Annotated in this window: 15 protein-coding genes; 4 read left to right on the top strand and 11 right to left on the bottom strand. The window is 69.9% G+C overall.

The window, feature by feature from the left end; translation table 11 throughout:
* The 3 genes from AB0F88_RS35075 to AB0F88_RS35065 all read right to left on the bottom strand — a co-directional run.
* Nucleotides 1–2,234 (bottom strand): tetratricopeptide repeat protein (locus AB0F88_RS35075; protein WP_362694326.1); only part of this gene is annotated, 2,234 nt, incomplete at its 3' end.
* A 74-nt stretch (nucleotides 2,235–2,308) separates the two neighbouring features.
* Nucleotides 2,309–2,836: a CHAT domain-containing protein gene (locus AB0F88_RS35070; RefSeq protein WP_362694487.1), complete on the bottom strand. Its 528-nt coding sequence runs from the start codon at nucleotides 2,834–2,836 to the stop codon at nucleotides 2,309–2,311.
* Between the two features lie 567 nt (nucleotides 2,837–3,403).
* The gene (locus AB0F88_RS35065; protein WP_362694323.1) at nucleotides 3,404–4,012 is read right to left on the bottom strand and encodes a hypothetical protein; all 609 of its coding nucleotides are present in this window, start codon (nucleotides 4,010–4,012) and stop codon (nucleotides 3,404–3,406) included.
* A 75-nt stretch (nucleotides 4,013–4,087) separates the two neighbouring features.
* Between AB0F88_RS35065 and AB0F88_RS35060 the strand changes: the two genes are divergently transcribed.
* A complete protein-coding gene (locus tag AB0F88_RS35060) occupies nucleotides 4,088–4,915 on the top strand; it encodes an alpha/beta hydrolase (RefSeq protein WP_362694320.1) in 828 nt (275 codons plus the stop codon).
* Between the two features lie 189 nt (nucleotides 4,916–5,104).
* Here AB0F88_RS35060 and AB0F88_RS35055 read toward each other — a convergent pair whose 3' ends face one another.
* Both AB0F88_RS35055 and nadE read right to left on the bottom strand, forming a co-directional pair.
* The gene (locus AB0F88_RS35055; RefSeq protein ID WP_362694317.1) at nucleotides 5,105–6,073 is read right to left on the bottom strand and encodes an SDR family NAD(P)-dependent oxidoreductase; all 969 of its coding nucleotides are present in this window, start codon (nucleotides 6,071–6,073) and stop codon (nucleotides 5,105–5,107) included.
* 198 nt (nucleotides 6,074–6,271) lie between these two features.
* Nucleotides 6,272–7,156, bottom strand: a complete 885-nt coding sequence (gene nadE, locus AB0F88_RS35050; protein WP_362694314.1) for an ammonia-dependent NAD(+) synthetase — start codon at nucleotides 7,154–7,156, stop codon at nucleotides 6,272–6,274.
* A 72-nt stretch (nucleotides 7,157–7,228) separates the two neighbouring features.
* On the opposite strand from nadE, the gene AB0F88_RS35045 reads away from it, so the two are divergent.
* Nucleotides 7,229–7,726: a hypothetical protein gene (locus AB0F88_RS35045; protein ID WP_362694311.1), complete on the top strand. Its 498-nt coding sequence runs from the start codon at nucleotides 7,229–7,231 to the stop codon at nucleotides 7,724–7,726.
* An 87-nt stretch (nucleotides 7,727–7,813) separates the two neighbouring features.
* Here the strand turns inward: AB0F88_RS35045 and AB0F88_RS35040 are convergent, their stop codons facing one another.
* Nucleotides 7,814–8,830, bottom strand: coding sequence for a hypothetical protein (locus AB0F88_RS35040; protein ID WP_362694308.1), 1,017 nt, complete (start codon nucleotides 8,828–8,830; stop codon nucleotides 7,814–7,816).
* A gap of 86 nt (nucleotides 8,831–8,916) precedes the next feature.
* Between AB0F88_RS35040 and AB0F88_RS35035 the strand changes: the two genes are divergently transcribed.
* Complete coding sequence (locus tag AB0F88_RS35035) at nucleotides 8,917–9,531, top strand: TetR/AcrR family transcriptional regulator (RefSeq protein ID WP_362694305.1); 615 nt, start codon at nucleotides 8,917–8,919, stop codon at nucleotides 9,529–9,531.
* Nucleotides 9,532–9,606: 75 nt separating this feature from the next.
* On the opposite strand, the gene AB0F88_RS35030 is transcribed toward AB0F88_RS35035, so the two are convergent.
* Nucleotides 9,607–9,990, bottom strand: coding sequence for an ATP-binding protein (locus AB0F88_RS35030; RefSeq protein WP_362694302.1), 384 nt, complete (start codon nucleotides 9,988–9,990; stop codon nucleotides 9,607–9,609).
* Between the two features lie 157 nt (nucleotides 9,991–10,147).
* Here AB0F88_RS35030 and AB0F88_RS35025 point away from each other — a divergent pair, with 157 nt between their 5' ends.
* Nucleotides 10,148–11,476, top strand: coding sequence for an AAA family ATPase (locus AB0F88_RS35025; protein ID WP_362694299.1), 1,329 nt, complete (start codon nucleotides 10,148–10,150; stop codon nucleotides 11,474–11,476).
* 81 nt (nucleotides 11,477–11,557) lie between these two features.
* On the opposite strand, the gene AB0F88_RS35020 is transcribed toward AB0F88_RS35025, so the two are convergent.
* The 4 genes from AB0F88_RS35020 to AB0F88_RS35005 all read right to left on the bottom strand — a co-directional run bounded on the left by AB0F88_RS35020 (nucleotide 11,558) and on the right by AB0F88_RS35005 (nucleotide 16,355).
* On the bottom strand, nucleotides 11,558–13,861 hold the full coding sequence (locus AB0F88_RS35020) for an FdhF/YdeP family oxidoreductase (RefSeq protein ID WP_362694296.1): 2,304 nt from the start codon (nucleotides 13,859–13,861) through the stop codon (nucleotides 11,558–11,560).
* Nucleotides 13,862–13,912: 51 nt separating this feature from the next.
* Nucleotides 13,913–15,043, bottom strand: coding sequence for an aromatic ring-hydroxylating dioxygenase subunit alpha (locus tag AB0F88_RS35015; RefSeq protein WP_362694293.1), 1,131 nt, complete (start codon nucleotides 15,041–15,043; stop codon nucleotides 13,913–13,915).
* Nucleotides 15,044–15,112: 69 nt separating this feature from the next.
* Nucleotides 15,113–15,460 (bottom strand): bifunctional 3-phenylpropionate/cinnamic acid dioxygenase ferredoxin subunit, encoded by a 348-nt coding sequence (locus tag AB0F88_RS35010; RefSeq protein ID WP_362694290.1) that lies wholly within the window; start codon nucleotides 15,458–15,460, stop codon nucleotides 15,113–15,115.
* A gap of 151 nt (nucleotides 15,461–15,611) precedes the next feature.
* Nucleotides 15,612–16,355, bottom strand: coding sequence for a sulfite exporter TauE/SafE family protein (locus tag AB0F88_RS35005; RefSeq protein ID WP_362694287.1), 744 nt, complete (start codon nucleotides 16,353–16,355; stop codon nucleotides 15,612–15,614).
* Nucleotides 16,356–16,362: the final 7 nt, after the last annotated feature.

Raw genomic sequence — 16,362 nt, 5'->3', positions numbered from 1 at the left:
CCGAGTCGGTGGAGCACGTTTCCCAGTCCCCGGTGTGTGCCGGCGTGGCCAGGGGCGAGGCGGATCGCTTCCTCGTAGGCGGCCACGGCCTCTTCGTGTCGGCCGAGTCGGTGGAGCACGTTTCCCAGTCCCCGGTGTGTGCCGGCGTGGCCAGGGGCGAGGCGGATCGCTTCCTCGTAGGCGGCCACGGCCTCTTCGTGGCGGTGCGAGGAGGTGAGTTGGCGTGCCTGCTCACTCAGTGCACGAGCGTACAAGGATGCCTGCCTCAGCAACTCGATTCGAGTGGTGCGGGTGCTGGGGTGGTCGGTGCCCAGTAGCCGTGTCTGGTCAGCCAGCAACTCCTCAAGCTCGGCCATCGCTGCCGCGCTGTCGCCTGCGATCGCTCGTCGCTGTGCCAGCGTGAGTCGGGTCACGAAGACTTCGGGATGGTTGGGGCCGAATACTCGCAGATCATCGGCCAGGAGCTGTTCGAGAGCTGTCACGACGTCCGCGTTGGTCTCTTGCAGGAGAGCCAGGCTATAGCGGTCGACCAGGGTAAAAGGATGGTCCGGTCCCAGGATCCTTGTATCATCGGCCAGCAATTCCCTGAACATGGCTTCCGCTCCGGCTGGGTCTCCTGCCGACTGCTGTGCCTGCGCCAGCCCAAAACGAATCGTGAGGGTTTCCTTATCGTTTGCACCCCTTATCCGAACGCTGTCTGCAAGCAGGTCCTTGAGCTCCACCACGGCCTGATTTATGTCTCCATTGTCCACTCGGCAATTCGCCAGTTCATAGCGGGTGACCAAGGTACCGTTGTGGTCTGGTCCCAGCGCCCGAAGCATGTCGGCCAGCAGTTCCTCGAAAGCCGCCACCGCTCCCGCCGTATCCCCTGCGCTACCACGCCAGTACACCGATTTCAGCCGGATGTCGAGAGTGCTGACATGATCGGGTCCGAAGATCTCTTCAGTGGCCAGGTGGAGCTGGGTGAACTCGGCAAAGGCCGCCTCAGGCTGCAAGGCATCGCCGAGGCTGTGAGCGGACTGGTCGAGGACCTGGTGGATTTTGTCGTTCCGCTGCCATAGAGCGGTGCCCGTGGTGTCGCGCAGGGCGGTGGTGTTGGCGCGAAGTACCGGGCCGAGCTGGTCGCGCTCGATGTCCGGCCATGCCTGTATGAGCGCGTCAGCGGCTCGATGGGCGACATCGAGCCGCCGGTCTGCTGTGAGGGCCTCGTAGGTGGCACGCTGGATGAGCTGGTGGACGCGGACCTCACGATAGGTGGCGGCGGGGTTGTGGGTGACGAGGCCGAACCGGTGCAGCACCCGCAACCCGTCCCGGACCAGGTCGGAGTCACCGGTGGCCAGATGAGCGAGGACGGGCCGGCTGGTGAGCACGGCGTCCGGGATGCCGTTGGGATCCAGCACCGACAGTAGTTCCAGCAGCGGCCGCGCTATTCCCGCAGGGCGCGCAGCGTCAGCCCTGTCGATCGACAGTACCCAGGTCTTGGTGACGATCTGCTGGTGATCGTCGGGAAGGCTGTCGGGCGAGATGCCCTCGAGGGGCCGCTCGGCGAGCAGTCTCCGGTAGGCGGCGATGGCGATGTCGGCGTCGATGAGGTAGGCGGTGGCCTGGGCGAGTGCGAGCGGCAGGAACCCCAGGTCGGCAGCCAGTCCGTTCAGTTGCTCGGGTGGTTCGTCCCGATCGCGGGGGGCGAGTCGTTCGGTGAGGTAGGCACGGGCTTCGGCCCGGGTGTAGGTGTCGATCGACACGAGGTGCCGCCCCTGACCGGCCAGGGCGGCATCGCGGCGGCGGGTGGTGGCCAGCACCTTGCCTTTCGCGTCGGCGGGCGGCCACCACCCCGAGACATCGGCGGGGTCCTGGATGTCGTCGAGGACCACCAGCCAGCTGCGGTCGGTGGCGGTGGTCCAGGCCAGGAAGCGGCGAGCGTCGCCCTCACGATCGATTCCGTCACAGCCGGGAAGGTGCAGGGCCGCCGCGGCCTCAGCGTAGGCGGCGACGATCTCCTTGCGTGAGGAGGCGGTCACCCACACCACCGCCGTTCCATCGGCCAGGGCGCGGCGGGTGTAGGCGACGGCCAGCTGGGTCTTGCCGACTCCCCCCATTCCCGACAGCACCCTCGACCCGCCGCCGCGACGGCTGCTGCCGGTGAGGACGGCCGTCTGGCCGGCGGCCAGAGCGGCTTCAAGCCGGCCGGCGACCTCGCGTTCCTGGAAACAGTCCGCAGCCAGCGGCACCACCCCTACCAGCAGCGGCTCGTCCCGGCCTGTGGCCTGCTGGACCCCGGATCCGATGGCGCCCGTGTCGGATCCGGCTACGAAGGGTCCGGCGACACCAACCTGACAGCGGCCGGGTCCAGGGCCGGATCATGGACCAGGACCGGCAAATCCGCATCCATCATCGAATCGGTGGAACCCGCCATCTGAACCTTGGCCAACCGGTAGGCGGCCAGCACCGACTGCCCGTCGGTGAGTGAAGCATAGAAACGAGCAGCGAAAGCAAGCGCAGCCGGGTCACCGATGCTGCCGGCCATCCCCACCGCCAGCGGAACCGCTTTCACCAGCTCCTGCAGATGAGCCTGAGACTTACACGCGTTCAACACCACCAGCCTCGGCGGAACGTCGACCGCGCCCATCGCCTGAGCGAACACCTTCGCCGCCAGCCGATGCCCGCTACCGCGCCGGTCCGCGCCGGTCTCGAACTCCAGAAAACCCTCATCGGCGTGCCCGGAGAAACTCACCACGTGCGGAGCCACCCGGGTCAGCCCATCCAGCAGATCTCCCAGCGTCGCCGCCGGCAGGTGTTCGATCTCCACCACGTCCCGATGCAAAGCCCCCCGCACCCCTGCCCGCACCCGCCGGATCTCCTCACCTACTCGAAGGTCTCCAGCTGACGACGCCGTCAGATACAACACCCGCAAACCCGCAGAGCTCACTTCGACCGCCCTTCACCCGCTACCCGGTAGACCACACCCATCCAGACCAGGGCCGGTCTTCCGGCTGCCACGGCCGGCACACGGCGCAACCAGTCCTGCCCCTCGCTACCCCCTGCGAACAGATCCACCGCTCCTGGCCGCCCGCGCGTGTCTCGCCTGTTCCCCGAGTCCGGTGCTTCCAGTGAACATCTGATCTCAGTGCGTGTGGGGTCATGTCATGCGAACGTGATAAATGCCAGCGCGGTCACTGGATGAACGAAGGCTGCTCGCCCAGGTCGAGAGGACCAAGCCCACGCCACGGCTTCGGCGCGGGTGAAGGTGTGGCGACCCAGAAAGTTGGGGCCCTTGGTAGTAACAGCGCGGGAAACAAAGGACACGCAGCTCGCGAGCCGGCGCCCCGAACACGGAGGCTCAGATGTCACCCCTGAACGGGTCACGCTGCATCCGGTAGGCGAGGGCGCGGCGCACGGAGGCTCAGGCATCACCCCTGAGCCGGTCGCGCTGGATCCGACAGGCGAGGGCGCGGCGCACGGAGGCCGGTGCGGTGGTGGTGGCGACGGCCTTCGAGGGGACGTCGAGGCCACGGCTGATCTCGTCGTACGCCTCCCGGTAGCCGCCGGGCAGCTCCGCCCGGCGCAGCCTCAGGTCCTCCTCGACGAGGCGTCGCAACTCGTCGACGCTCTGGGGGGTGAAACGCTTCCTTCCCCGGGCGACGGCGTTGACGTGGCGCGTGCAGCGGGCGGTGCCGTCGAAGGTCTCGGAGATCTCCTCGGCGAGGCCCCACAGGCGCCCTTCGAGCCAGGGAGCGTCGTGCTGGTCGAGGGAGAGCTCCACCGGGGAAGGCGGGTCGTCCAGCGCGTACTTCGTCACCTGCTTGGACACGGCGGGCTGGCTCATGTCGGTGAGCCGGGCGATCTTGTCCTGGGTCCAGCCGTATCCGACGAAGATTTTGATCATTTCGGCGCGCAGGGCCCGCATCTCCTCACCCGCGCGGATGACGTCGTTCACCTCGGCGAGCATCCGCCTGGCCTGCTCCTCGGTCAGCGTCACGGGATTGCGGCGCGCGCCCTCTTCACCTGCCATAGCTCGGTTATACACCCGCGTCCTGCGATCATAACCAGGTTGTATAACCTGGTTATAGATGACAGGATTCACGTCATGCCAACCTTCTCCGCACCTGACGGAACCCTGCTCGCCTACCGCGTGACCGGGGACGGCGACCCGCTCGTCTGCCTCCCCGGGGGTCCCACGGACTCCGCCTACCTCGGCGATCTCGGCGGGCTGTCCGCGCACCGCCGGCTGATCCTCCTGGACCCGCGCGGCACCGGCCGGTCCGCGATCCCCGAGGACACCGCCTCCTACCGCTGCGACCGCCTGGTCGACGATGTCGAGGCGCTCCGCGACCACCTCGGGCTCGCCCGGATGGACCTGCTCGGCCACTCCGCCGGCACGAACATCGCGACGCAGTACGCGGCCCGCCACCCGCACCGCGTCGGCAGGCTCGCCCTGATCGGCCCCAGCACCCGGGCCGTCGGGATAGCGATCACCGGGGAGACGCGGCGCGAGCTCGCCCGGCTTCGCGAGGACGAGCCGTGGTTCCCTGCGGCGTTCGCCGCCCTGGAGGCGATCACCGAGGGCACCGGCGACGACTGGGAGGCCATCGCCCCCTTCTTCCACGGCCGGTGGGACGCCGCGGCACGAAAGCACCATACGTCCAGCCGGCCGGGCAACGGGGAGGCCGTCGCGCTCTTCGCGGCCGAGGGCGCCTTCCACCCGGAGACCACCCGTGCGGCGCTCGTCGCCTTCGAGTCCCCCGTCCTGCTGCTCACCGGGGAGTTCGACCTGAACAGCCCCCCTCCGGCCGCGGCGGAGTTCGCCGGGCTGTTCCCCGACGCCACGCTCGTGGTGCAGCCGGGCGCGGGCCACCACCCCTGGCTCGACGACGCCGGCCGGTTCGTGGCGACCACCGCGGCGTTCCTCGGCTGAGGACGTCCTCGCCCCCGGGTCCGAACCGACACCGATCCGGCTCGACGTTCCGTTCCCCGCCTTCTCCACGCTCGGAGCGCCCCGTCACGCTCGCTGTCTCCCGAGCCCCGCGAACCGTCTTTCCGGCCAGTCGCGACCGGCCCCAGCCATGCCGGATGCCTCGACCACCGCGAGGTACGGAGAACAGGGCTAGGTCGTGGACACGAACGCGTCGACGCCGGTGAGGCCGGCCGACAGCTCCCACAGGCGCGCGGCCTGGTCGGGGTCGGTCGCATGGCCGCGCACCCCGCCGCGCGGGCCGTCGTCGCCGGCCGGCTCCGCGATGTCGCAGTCCTCGCAGTACACGCCGCCCATACCCGCCAGCCGCGGGGAGGTCGCCGCCCACACCTGCGTCGCCGCACCCTGCTCGGGCGTCTTGAAGGTGGGATCGGCCAGGTCGCCGTTCTCGTCGATCCACCCCGCGGCGACCATCTCCTCCTTCGGGAGGTGGCGCTGCAGCGGGGTGAGGATGCTGCCGGGATGCACCGAGAACGCCCTCACCCCGACGTCGCGGCCGAGCGCGTCGAGCCGAGCCGCGAACAACACGTTCGCCGTCTTCGCCTGCCCGTAAGCCTGCCACCTGTCGTATCCGTGCTCGAACCGCACATCGTCCCAGCGGATGCCCGTGATCGCGTGGGCGCCGGAGGACACGGCGACCACCCGCGCCCCGCCGCCGCGTGCGATCGCCGGCCAGAGCCGGTTGACGAGCGCGTAGTGGCCGAGGTGGTTGACGGCGAACTGCGCCTCCCACCCCGGGCCCACCCGCGTCTCGGGGCAGGCCATGATCCCGGCGTTGTTGATCACGATGTCGATGTCCCGGCCCGATGCCAGGAAGCGCTCGGCGAATCCGCGGACACTGCCGAGGTCGGCCAGATCGAGGTCGTCGACCTCCACGCCGTCGATTCCCTCGACCGCCTCCTGGGCGGCCGCCCGCCGCCGGGCGGGGACGACGACGCGCGCTCCGGCACGTGCCAGCGCGCGGGTCGTCTCCAGACCGAGTCCCGAGTAGCCGCCGGTGACGACAGCGGTTTTTCCGGACAGGTCGATCCCGTGCAGGACGTCGTCCGCGGTGCTCCTGGCGCCGAAGCCGGAGCCGATCCTGTGTTGAGGCGTTGTCATGGACAGAAAGCTAGATCCTGGAGCACGGTCCAGGTCAAAGACATACGCGCCGTGCCAAGACCGGCTCCGCCCCGTCCGCTCCCACGGCGGCGGCCTCGTCGCCACCGTCGCCACCGTCAGCGCCTCCGGTCCGGAGCGCCGGGGATGCCGCAGGTGCACGACCTTCGAGCTCTCCGGTGACGGCGGTTACGCGCTCGATCAGCGACCGGCGGGGGAAGGGTGACCGGCAGCCGTGGGGGACGCGCTCCCGGCCCGCCACCAGTCGTCGAGCGGGCTGACCGGAACGGCCCGCTTGTGCCGGGTCGCGAGGTAGAGCGACTCCACCTTCTCCGCCACGTCCGGCGCGACGTCGACGCCTTCCAGATAGTCGTCGATCTGGGTGTACGTCAGGCCGAGAGCCACCTCGTCGGGCAGCGCGGGCCGGTCGTCCTCGAGATCGGCGGTCGGCACCTTCTCCCAGGTGCTCGGCGGTGCGCCCAGCTCCTGCAACAGGGCGGCGCCCTGGCGCTTGGTCAGCCCGGTCAGCGGGGTGATGTCGACACCGCCGTCGCCGTACTTGGTGAAGAAGCCGGTCACCGCCTCGGCCGCGTGGTCGGTGCCCACGACGAGCATGCCCAGCTGCCCGGCGATCGCGAACTGGATCACCATGCGCTCGCGGGCCTTGAGGTTGCCGCGCACGAAGTCCCGCAGCTCGTCCCCTGAAAGTTCCCGCAGGGCGAGCGCCGTCTCGGCGGCGACGGCGTCCGCGCCCGGCTTGACGTTCACCGCGATCGACCGGTCGGGCCGGATGAACTCCAGCGAGATCTGCGCGTCGTGCTCGTCGGCCTGCACGCCGTAGGGCAGCCGCATCGCGACGAAGGTGGCCTCGTGCCCCTCGGCACGCAGTTCCTCGGCGGCGAGCTGGCACAGCCTGCCGGTCAGCGTGCTGTCCTGGCCGCCGCTGATCCCGAGCACATACCCCTTGGCCGGGGTCGACCGCAAGTAGTCCTTGAGGAAGTCGACCCGCTGCCGGATCTCGACCTTGGGGACGATGATCGCCTTGACGCCGAGTTCGGCGAGAATCTGCTCTCGTAGGTTCGCCACCCACGTACTGTACTGGCGGGCGTCGGGCCTCGGAAAACTCACGGCCAGGCCGTCAGCTGGAACCAGACGGACTTGCCGCAGGGGTTGAGGGTCCAGAGCCTGCCGCGCACGCAGATCTTCCTCAACACCCCGCAGCAGCTGTGCGTGCCGGTCATCAAGAACAACGTGCTCCCACCCGCCGAGGTGCTGTCACTCGTCCGCCACATCGACCTCAAGTGCTACGCCATCACCCCCAACACGTCGCTGAACCAGCAGTTGTCCCTGCGCCAGCTCAACCCCGTTCTCACCCCGATCATCCCCACGCACGGCGCGCAGGTCCTCACCGCCCGCCGGCTGTGCGTCCCGGTGCAGAAGGCCGGCGACGTCATCCCGGACGAGGTGCTCAAAATCGTCCGGTGGATCGACCTGGAGAAGTTCGACCTCGTCACCCCGGCCCTGCCCACCGTGTCGCTGACCCTGCGGCACATCAACCCCGTCCTCGCCGGTCTCCCGATCGAGCCGGCCGTCCTCAGCGGCGCCGGCCAGCCGGCCCTGCCGGTCGCCAAGCACGGCAACTTCCCGCCGGGCTGATTCCCTGACACGGGGCCCCTCCACCGGTGCCGGTGGAGGGGCTCCCCCATTGCCCTGCCCCCGATAAGGCGGGACACGCGGAGCTGTTCATCGATCACCCGGGGCTTCGGCGAACGTGGCACCGATCTCCATCATCCGCTCGACCGCGTAGGCGGGGTCGATCAACGCCTCGGGGGTGTGGAGGCCCGGCGCCACGGCTTCGCCGCGCAGGCCGAGCAGTCGTTCGACACCGAGGGCGACGGCGAGCGCGGTCAGGTCGCGTTGCCCCTCCGGGTGGCGAAGGTGGCGTCTCCTCCTGAGCGGTGCACCCCTGTGATCCTCTCCTTCGAGATCGATCCCGACCACGCTGGAGGCGGGCTCGCCTCGGCGCCTGTTCTCGGCGGACTCACCGGCCGCGAACGCGAAGCGGACGTTCGGTGCGCCCGTCGCGATGGCGAGACTCGGAACGTCGAGGGTGGCCATGATCTGACCGGGCAGGACGGCGCCGTCGGCTCCGGAGACCTCCACCCGCGCTTCGGGACCGTCGACCCAGCTGAAGACGCCGTCGCGGCGGACGAGTCCCGCCGAGGTGGAGGCCGTCAGGCGTTCCATGTCCGCCGCGGCCGCGGGCCCGCCGATGTCCGGCTCGTCCAGTACGGCGTCGGCCCGGATGGTGTCGATCCGGCCGAACTCCCTGGCGAGGTGCAGTGTCGCGAGGACGACGAGACCGGCGTACCAGTGGCTGGCCAGCAGGATCGGGGCGGCGCCGGCCCGCTGCCCGCCCGCGACGACCTCGGGGGCGATGTCCGTCAGGCCGCTGGAGAGGCTGAGGTACGGCAGGCCGCGGTCCTGGGCGTAGCGCAGTCCGTTCAGGTGGCTGTCCCACAGTGCCGCGACGACCGCCGAGTGTTCATGGCCCGCGGGGAGGCCGAGGTCGTCGCGGCGCAGATCGATGGTCACCGCTGTCGCGTCGCCGAGTTCGTCGGCGACACGCCGCGCGCGCTCCAGATCGCGGCCCGCGATCGTGAGCGGCAGTGTCGGATACCACCGGCGCAGGATGGCCGCGGTCCCCGCGCCCGCCTGACCGGAACCACCCATGATCAGTACCGATTTCGAGTGCTCCATCGCGTTCTCCTCTCGTGTTCCCACTAACTTACATTTTGTAACCTACATTTTGTAGCCTAGGCTGGGCGGCAACGCAAGGGAGCGCAATGGCCACGGCATCGACGCGCCTGTCCAGACAGGCCAGGCGGGAGCAGTTGCTCGACACCGCCCTGAGGATCGTGCGCGCCCAGGGCGCCGACGGCCTCACCCTGCTCACCCTCGCGGAGGCCGCCGGGGTGAGCAGGCCGATCGTCTACGACCACTTCGGCACCCGCCCCGGCCTGCTGCTCGCGCTCTACCAGCGGCTCGACGAACGACACCGGACCGCGTCGGCACAGGCGTTGCGGGAGGCCGAGCCCACCCTCGGCGAGACAGCCCGCGTCCTGAGCACCGCGTACTTCGCGTGCTCCACCGACATGCCGGAGTGGAACGCCGTTTCCGCCGCGCTGAAGGGAAATCCGGAAATGGAAGTGATCGAGCGCGAGATGTTCGACAGCTTCACGGACCTGATGGCCGCGGCACTGCTGCCGCACTCCGACCTCACGACGGAAGCCCTTCGACTGCGCTGTGTCGGCGCGCTGGGCGCGGCCGAGGCGATCGCCGCGGAGCTGAACCGGGGGCGGGCAACCGTCGCCGACGCGGTCGCCGCGCTCACCGACCTGATCGTCGGCGGCATCGACACCGGGACCGGCCGATCGGCGATCGACGGCTCACGGCCGTGATCCACGGCTCGGGCAGCCGAGGGCTCCATCAGCCTGCCCGACGGCGTGCACGGAACCGGAGGACCCTCTCCCCTCCTACGGCCATGCCGCCAGCTGGAACCATACCGACTTGCCGCAGGGGTTGAGGGTCCAGCCCCAGTTGCGGGAGAGGTCCTGGACGATGGCGAGACCGCGGCCGGAGATCTCCAGGTCGCCGGCCCGCCTCAGGCGCGGGATCGCGATGCAGGCGTCGTGGACGTCCACGGTCAGCAACTCCCTCTCCCGGCCGACCGTGACGCGGACGGGGCTCGCGGGAACGTCCGGCGAGCCGTACGCCAGCGCGTTGGTGACGAGTTCCGAGGCCAGGAGTTCGGCGATTTCCGGGATGTCCCCCGTCGCCTTCCAGTCGGTGGCGACGTCGCTCACGAACCGGCGGGCGGACGCGACTGCCGGCGATCGACAGGCGTTGCCGAACCTCACGCCCTGACCCTTGCGAGTACCGGTTTGCCGGGTGATCGAATACTCCGTTCGCAGTTCGGAGCACGGGCCGCGGGAAACAGGCAAGATGATCCCGTGAGGCTCGGAAAGCGGCTCGCCGGACGCCTCTCGCGGGCACAGGCGGAAAGAGGTGGGGCTGATGGCCGGGCGGCTGGTCGAGTTGGAAGTGGAGAACTTCCGGAGCCTGCGGAAGGTGTCGCTGCCGCTGGGGCGGGTCAACGTGCTGGTGGGGCCCAACGGCGCGGGCAAGACGAACGTGCTGAGGGTGTTCGACTTCCTGGCCGACATCGTCCGGACAGACCTGGGGCCCGCGCTTGAGGACCGAGGGGGCTTCGACGAACTGGTGTTCCGGGGGGGCGACCTGCGGCCGGACCACATTCAGATCGGGCTGAAGGGGCACTGGTCCGTGCCTGAAACGTCCAGATGCCCTCTCGACATGTACCGCTTGAAGATCAACGGTAGTCCTCCGGCTCGGGAAGAGATCTTCCATCTCAGCCGGGCCGGTGGCTGGCGGAACCGGATCGAAGTGTCGGGTGAGCGAGCCGCGAGTTCACAGTACGGGGCCGACGAGGTGATCTCGGACGACGGGTCCGAGCGGCGTACCGCGGTGATGGAGGTCGGAATCCAGCCGTTCAGCACCGGCCTGTCCACTCTGCCCCGGCTGTCAGAGAATTTCGGCGGGCGAGAGGTGGTGGCCCTGGCCGACTTCCTCACCACCTTCCGCGTCTTCGACGTCGACGTACACCGCGCGCGCATGCCGTCACGTGTTTCCCGGAGCGGGTACGAGGCCATCGCGGACGACGCCTCCAACCTGGCGAGGTTCCTGCTGACCCTGCGCGACACCGACGAAGAGGCGTGGGAGCGACTGCAGGCCGACGCCATAGAGGTGCTCCCCCAGCTCGAAGCACTCGACTTCGACTACCCGTCCGGAAGCGCTCGTTCCGTCGTGGTGGTCCTCAGGGAGCGCGGGTTGCGCGACCCCACCTCACTGCTCGACGCCTCCTACGGCACGATCCGCCTGCTGGGCCTTCTCGCGATGCTCTACGACCCCAGCCCGCCCGCGCTCACCTGCGTCGAGGAGATCGACCACGGTCTGCACCCGCAGGCATTGGAGATCCTCGTCGAGCGGGTCCGCGAGGCGAGCGACAGGACGCAGTTCATCATCGCCACCCATTCGCCGGCCCTCGCCGACCGGCTCAAACCCGAGGAACTCATCGTGTGCGAGCGCGCGGAGGACGGTTCCTCCGTGATCCCGGCGGTCTCCACCGCCCAGGTCGAGAAGATCGTACGAGCCAGCGAGGGGATCCCCCTGGGAGAGCTGTGGTTCTCCGACGCGCCGGAGGTCCTCGGCAAGGCCACGATGATGGGCCTGGCAGCGAGACCTTCGGGCCGCAATCGCTCGTACGAGCAGCTGCGAGAGGACGCCGCCCGTTGTTGCGCCGATCACGTGTGTCCCGCATCAGAATGAGCCCTCGCGGATACGTCAAGGATCCCGGCACCCCCTCATCCCCCGGTGGGACGCCCTCGTCAACGGCGTGAAGGCCGACCGTCAGCCGACGTCCGCGTTGCGGCGGACGAGCCTGACCACGACGCTCTTGGACGTGGGCGTGTTGGAGGTCTCCGCGACCGAGTCCAGCGGCACCAGCACGTTGGTCTCCGGGAAGTACGCGGCGCAGCAGCCGCGCGCGGTGGGGTAGGCGACCGCGCGGAAGGACTCCGCCCTGCGCTCCCCGTCGGGCCACTCGCTGACCAGGTCCACCATGTCGCCGTCGGCCAGACCCCGCTCGGCCAGGTCGTCGGCGTGCACGAAGACCACCCGGCGGCCGTTGCGGATGCCCCGGTAGCGGTCGTCCATGCCGTAGATCGTGGTGTTGTACTGGTCGTGGCTGCGGACCGTCTGGAGCAGCAGCCGTCCCGGCGGGACCCGCAGCACCTCCAGGTGGTTGACGGTGAAGTTGGCCTTGCCCGTCGCGGTCGGGAAGCGGCGCTCGTCGCGGGGCGCGTTGGGCAGCGTGAAACCGCCCGAGAGGCGGGCGCGCAGGTTGAAGTCCTCGAACCCGGGGACCACCCGGGAGATGCGGTGGCGGATCACGTCGTAGTCAGCGAACCGCTCCCAGGGCACGTGCGGGTCGGCGCCGAACAGCTCCGTCGCCAGGCGGCGGACGATGTCCACCTCGGAGAGCAGGTCGTCGGAGGCGGGCGGCAGGTTGCCCCGCGAGGCGTGGACCATGCCCATGGAGTCCTCGACCGTGACGAAGCGGCCCGCGCGGTCGCCGGGCGCGACGTCGCGTTCGGTGCGTCCCAGCGTGGGGAGGATGAGCGCCTCCCGCCCGCACACGGCGTGGGAGCGGTTGAGCTTGGTCGACACCTGCACCGTCAGCCGGGCCCGGCGCATCGCCTCCTCGGTCACCGCCGTGTCGGGGGTCGCGGCCACGAAGTTGCCGCCCATCGCGACGAAGACCTTCGCCCGCTCCGACCGCAGCGCGCGGATCGCCTCCACGGTGTCGAAGCCGTGCTCGCGGGGCGGCTCGAAGCCGAACTCGTCGCGCAGCGCGTCGAGGAACCAGGCCGGCGGCCTCTCGTTGATGCCCATGGTGCGGTCGCCCTGGACGTTGGAGTGGCCGCGGACCGGGCACACCCCGGCCCCCGGGCGGCCCACGTTGCCGCGCAGCAGCAGGAAGTTGACGACCTCCCTGATGGTGGCGACGGAGTTCTTGTGCTGGGTGAGCCCCATCGCCCAGCACACGACGACCGACTTCGCGCCGAGCACCTCCCGTACGGCGTCCTCGACGGCCGGGCGGTCCAGCCCGGTCGCCTCCTCGACCTCCGCCCAGTCCAGGGAGCGCAGGTCCTCGGCCCACTTGTCGAAGCCGTGGGTGTGGGTCTCGACGAAGGCGCGGTCCACCACGGTGCCGGGGGCGGCGTCCTCGGCTTCGAGCAGGAGCAGCGACATGGCCTGGAAGAGCGCGAGGTCGCCGTTGAGGCGGATCTGCAGGAACCGGTCGGCCAGTGTGGTGCCCTTGCCCACCAGGCCGGAGGCCTTCTGCGGGTTCTTGAAGCGGAGCAGCCCGGCCTCCGGCAGCGGGTTGACCGCGATGATCCGGGCGCCGCCGCGCTTGGCCCGCTCCAGCGCCGACAGCATGCGGGGGTGGTTGGTGCCGGGGTTCTGGCCGACCACGAAGACGAGGTCGGCCTGGTAAAGGTCCTCCAGCGAGACCGTTCCCTTGCCGATGCCGAGGGTCTCGTTGAGCGCCGAGCCGCTGGACTCGTGGCACATGTTGGAGCAGTCGGGCAGGTTGTTGGTGCCGAACCTGCGCACCAGGAGCTGGTACGCGAACGCGGCCTCGTTGGAGGTGCGGCCCGAGGTGTAGAACAGCGCCTCGTCGGGGCTGCCGAGGGCGCGCAGCTCACGGGCGATGATCGCGAACGCGTCGTCCCAGCCCACCGGCACGTAGTGGTCGGAGCCCTCGGGCCGGTGCATCGGCTCGGTGAGGCGTCCCTGCTGGCCGAGCCAGTAGTCGGTGTGCCGGGCCAGGTCGTCCACGGTGTGCCGGGCGAAGAAGTCGCGGGTGACCCTGCGGACGGTGGCCTCCTCGGCCACCGCCTTGGCCCCGTTCTCGCAGAACTCGGCCGGGCTGCGGTGCCCGCCCTCGGGCCAGGCGCAGCCGGGGCAGTCGAAGCCCTCCTTCTGGTTGACCACGGCCAGGGTGCGCAGGGTGCGGCCGACGCCCATCTGGGCGTTCGCGGCCACCAGCGACCGGGTCACCCCCGGGATGCCGGCGGCCCACTCCTTGGGCGGGCCGACCTCCAGGCCGTCCTCGTTGACGTCGTCGCGCGGGGCCTTCCTGGCCATCCTCGCGCCTCCTTCCGGCCGATCACCCTTGAAAGCGCACCCTACAGGCGCTCAGCCGGGGCCGGTCCCCAGCCTGTCGAGCACCCAGTCGTGGAAGGCCCCGATGTGGTGCTCGCTGGGCACCAGGACCCCACCTTGAGCGTACGCCCGGGAGTTCATCGCGGGCTGGCAGCGTTCGCAGGCCTCGAAGTCCTGCACGTTGACGCGGTGGAAGAGCTCGACGGACGGGCCGAGGTCCCTGCCCGAGTCCACGACGTCGCCGAGGAAGAGCCAGTCGCACTCCACGATCGTCCGGTCGGCCGCCAGCGGGAACATCCGGTGCAGGATCACGTGGTCGGGCACGAGGTTGACGAAGACCTGCGGCTTGATGGTGATCGCGTAGTAGCGGCGGTCCTGGTCCTCGCCCACCCCGGGGATGCGGTCCACCCCCTCGGAGCCGTCGACGGTGAACCCCCGGATCTCCTCGCCGAACTCCGCGCCGTGCCCGACGAAGGACTGCGCCGCGTACCCGTCGGCGAACTCCGGCAGCACCTCGGTGAGCTCGGGGTGGATGGTGGCGCAGTGGTAGCACTCCATGAAGTTCTCGACGATGAGCTTCCAGTTCGCCTTCACGTCGTAGACGATCCTGCGGCCCACCCGGAGGTTGGCGATGTCGTAGTTCTCGATGGACCTCTCGTCGCCCAGCCGGTGCGTCGCCTCGGCGACCACGTCCGCCTCGAACGACGGCGGCTCGTCGGCCAGGCACACCCACACGTACCCGATCCACTCGCGTACGTGCACGTTGATCAGCCCGTACTCCACCCGGTCGATGTCGGGCATCTTGGTGAGGTTCGGGGCGGCGATCAGCTTGCCCTCGAGATCGTAGGTCCACGCGTGGTACGGGCACTGGAAGGACCGCTTGACCTCGCCGGACTCCTCGGTGCGTATCCGGGCGCCCCGGTGGCGGCACACGTTGAGGAAGGCCCGGATCGAGTTGTCCCTGGCCCGGGTGACGAGGACGCTCTCGCGGCCCACCTGGACGGTCCTGAAGGCTCCTGGCTTGTCGAGGTCGGACGCGCGGGCGACGCAGAACCACATCGTCTCGAAGACGCGGGCCTGCTCCAGGGCGAAGACGTTCTCGTCGGTGTAGTAGCCGCCGGGCAGGGTGGCGATCACGCTGGGGGGCAGGCTTCTCGCGGTCACGGTCGGCTCCTCTTCACACGGGGCTCACGTTCTCACGTGGCGTTCGCAGCTTTACGCGGTGCTCGCGTCCTACGCGGTGCTCGCGCGGACGCCGGGCGGCAGGTTCGGGGGCTCCTCGGAGGGGACGACGTAGACGGTGCCGTCCTCGACCACCACCCGGTGGGTGCGCAGCGGCAGCTTGGCGGGAGGAGAGCTCGGCCGTCCCGTCCGCAGGTCGAAGCTCGACGCGTGCAGCGGGCACTCGATCTCGCAGCCCTCCAGCCACCCGTCGGACAGGGAGGCGTCCTGGTGGGTGCAGGTGTCGTCCACGGCGTAGATCTCGCCGTCCTCGGTGTGGAAGACGGCGATGGGCGGATCGACGTCGAGCCGGTGGGCCTCACCTGGTGGCAGGGCCGCGAGGGGGCAGGCAGGGATCATCGCAACAAACCCCAGTTTCGTAAGGCGGAACAGACAGCGCTATACGCAACAGCGTGACCCCAGGAAATCCCGATGTCAAGGGTCGGCACCGAGGCCTGTCCCATGGTCACGCGGGGTGTGGTCTCCACGACGGGATGTCCCCTCGGGCGGCTCACATGTAGGCGTCGGCGCCGAGCTTGATCGCGACGAGCAGCCCGCAGGCGGCGGCGCCGAAGCGGAGTGCGCGGCCGGGCAGTCGGCGGGCGATCGGCGGCCCGAGCAGGCCGCCGAGGAAGAAGCCCAGCGCGAGCGGCGCCACCGCCGACCACTGCACCGGGCCGAAGAGGGCGAAGGCGACCGTGGACGCCGCGTTCGCCAGCGAGGACACCACGGACTTGATCGCGTTGACCCTGACCGGCGCCTGGTCGAGCACGGCCGAGAGCACCGCGAACATGAGGATCCCGCCCGCGGCCCCGAAGTAGCCGATGTAGACGGCGACGCCGAACAGCGCGGCGCGCGCCGCCCACCCGTCCTCGCCGCCGAACCCTCCCCCGACCTTGGGCGGGCGGATCAGCAGCAGCGCGGCGACGGCGATCAGCCAGGGCGCTATCGCCTCGAACGTGTCGGAAGGGGTCATCAGCAGCAGCGCCGACCCCGCCGCCCCGCCGATCAGCGTCGTCACGCCGAGCCGAAGGACCCTGCCGCCCTGCCCGGCGAGCTCGGGCCGCGACCCGAGCGTCGCGCCCACCCCGTGGAACGTCAGCGCCACCGTGTTGGTGACGTTCGCGGCCAGCGGGGGCAGGCCGAACGCGAGCAGCGCCGGGTAGGAGACGATCGACGCCAGGCTCACCACCGTGCCGACCACCCCGGCCAGTGTCCCGGCCCCGAGCAGTCCCAGCATCTCAGCGACGTCCACGGGGTCA

Origin of the sequence: Streptosporangium sp. NPDC023963 (assembly GCF_040639135.1) — a bacterium.
GTDB lineage: Bacteria > Actinomycetota > Actinomycetes > Streptosporangiales > Streptosporangiaceae > Streptosporangium.
The sequence above is the reverse complement of the archived record's forward strand: the minus strand, read 5'-3'. Positions and strand labels throughout refer to the sequence as shown.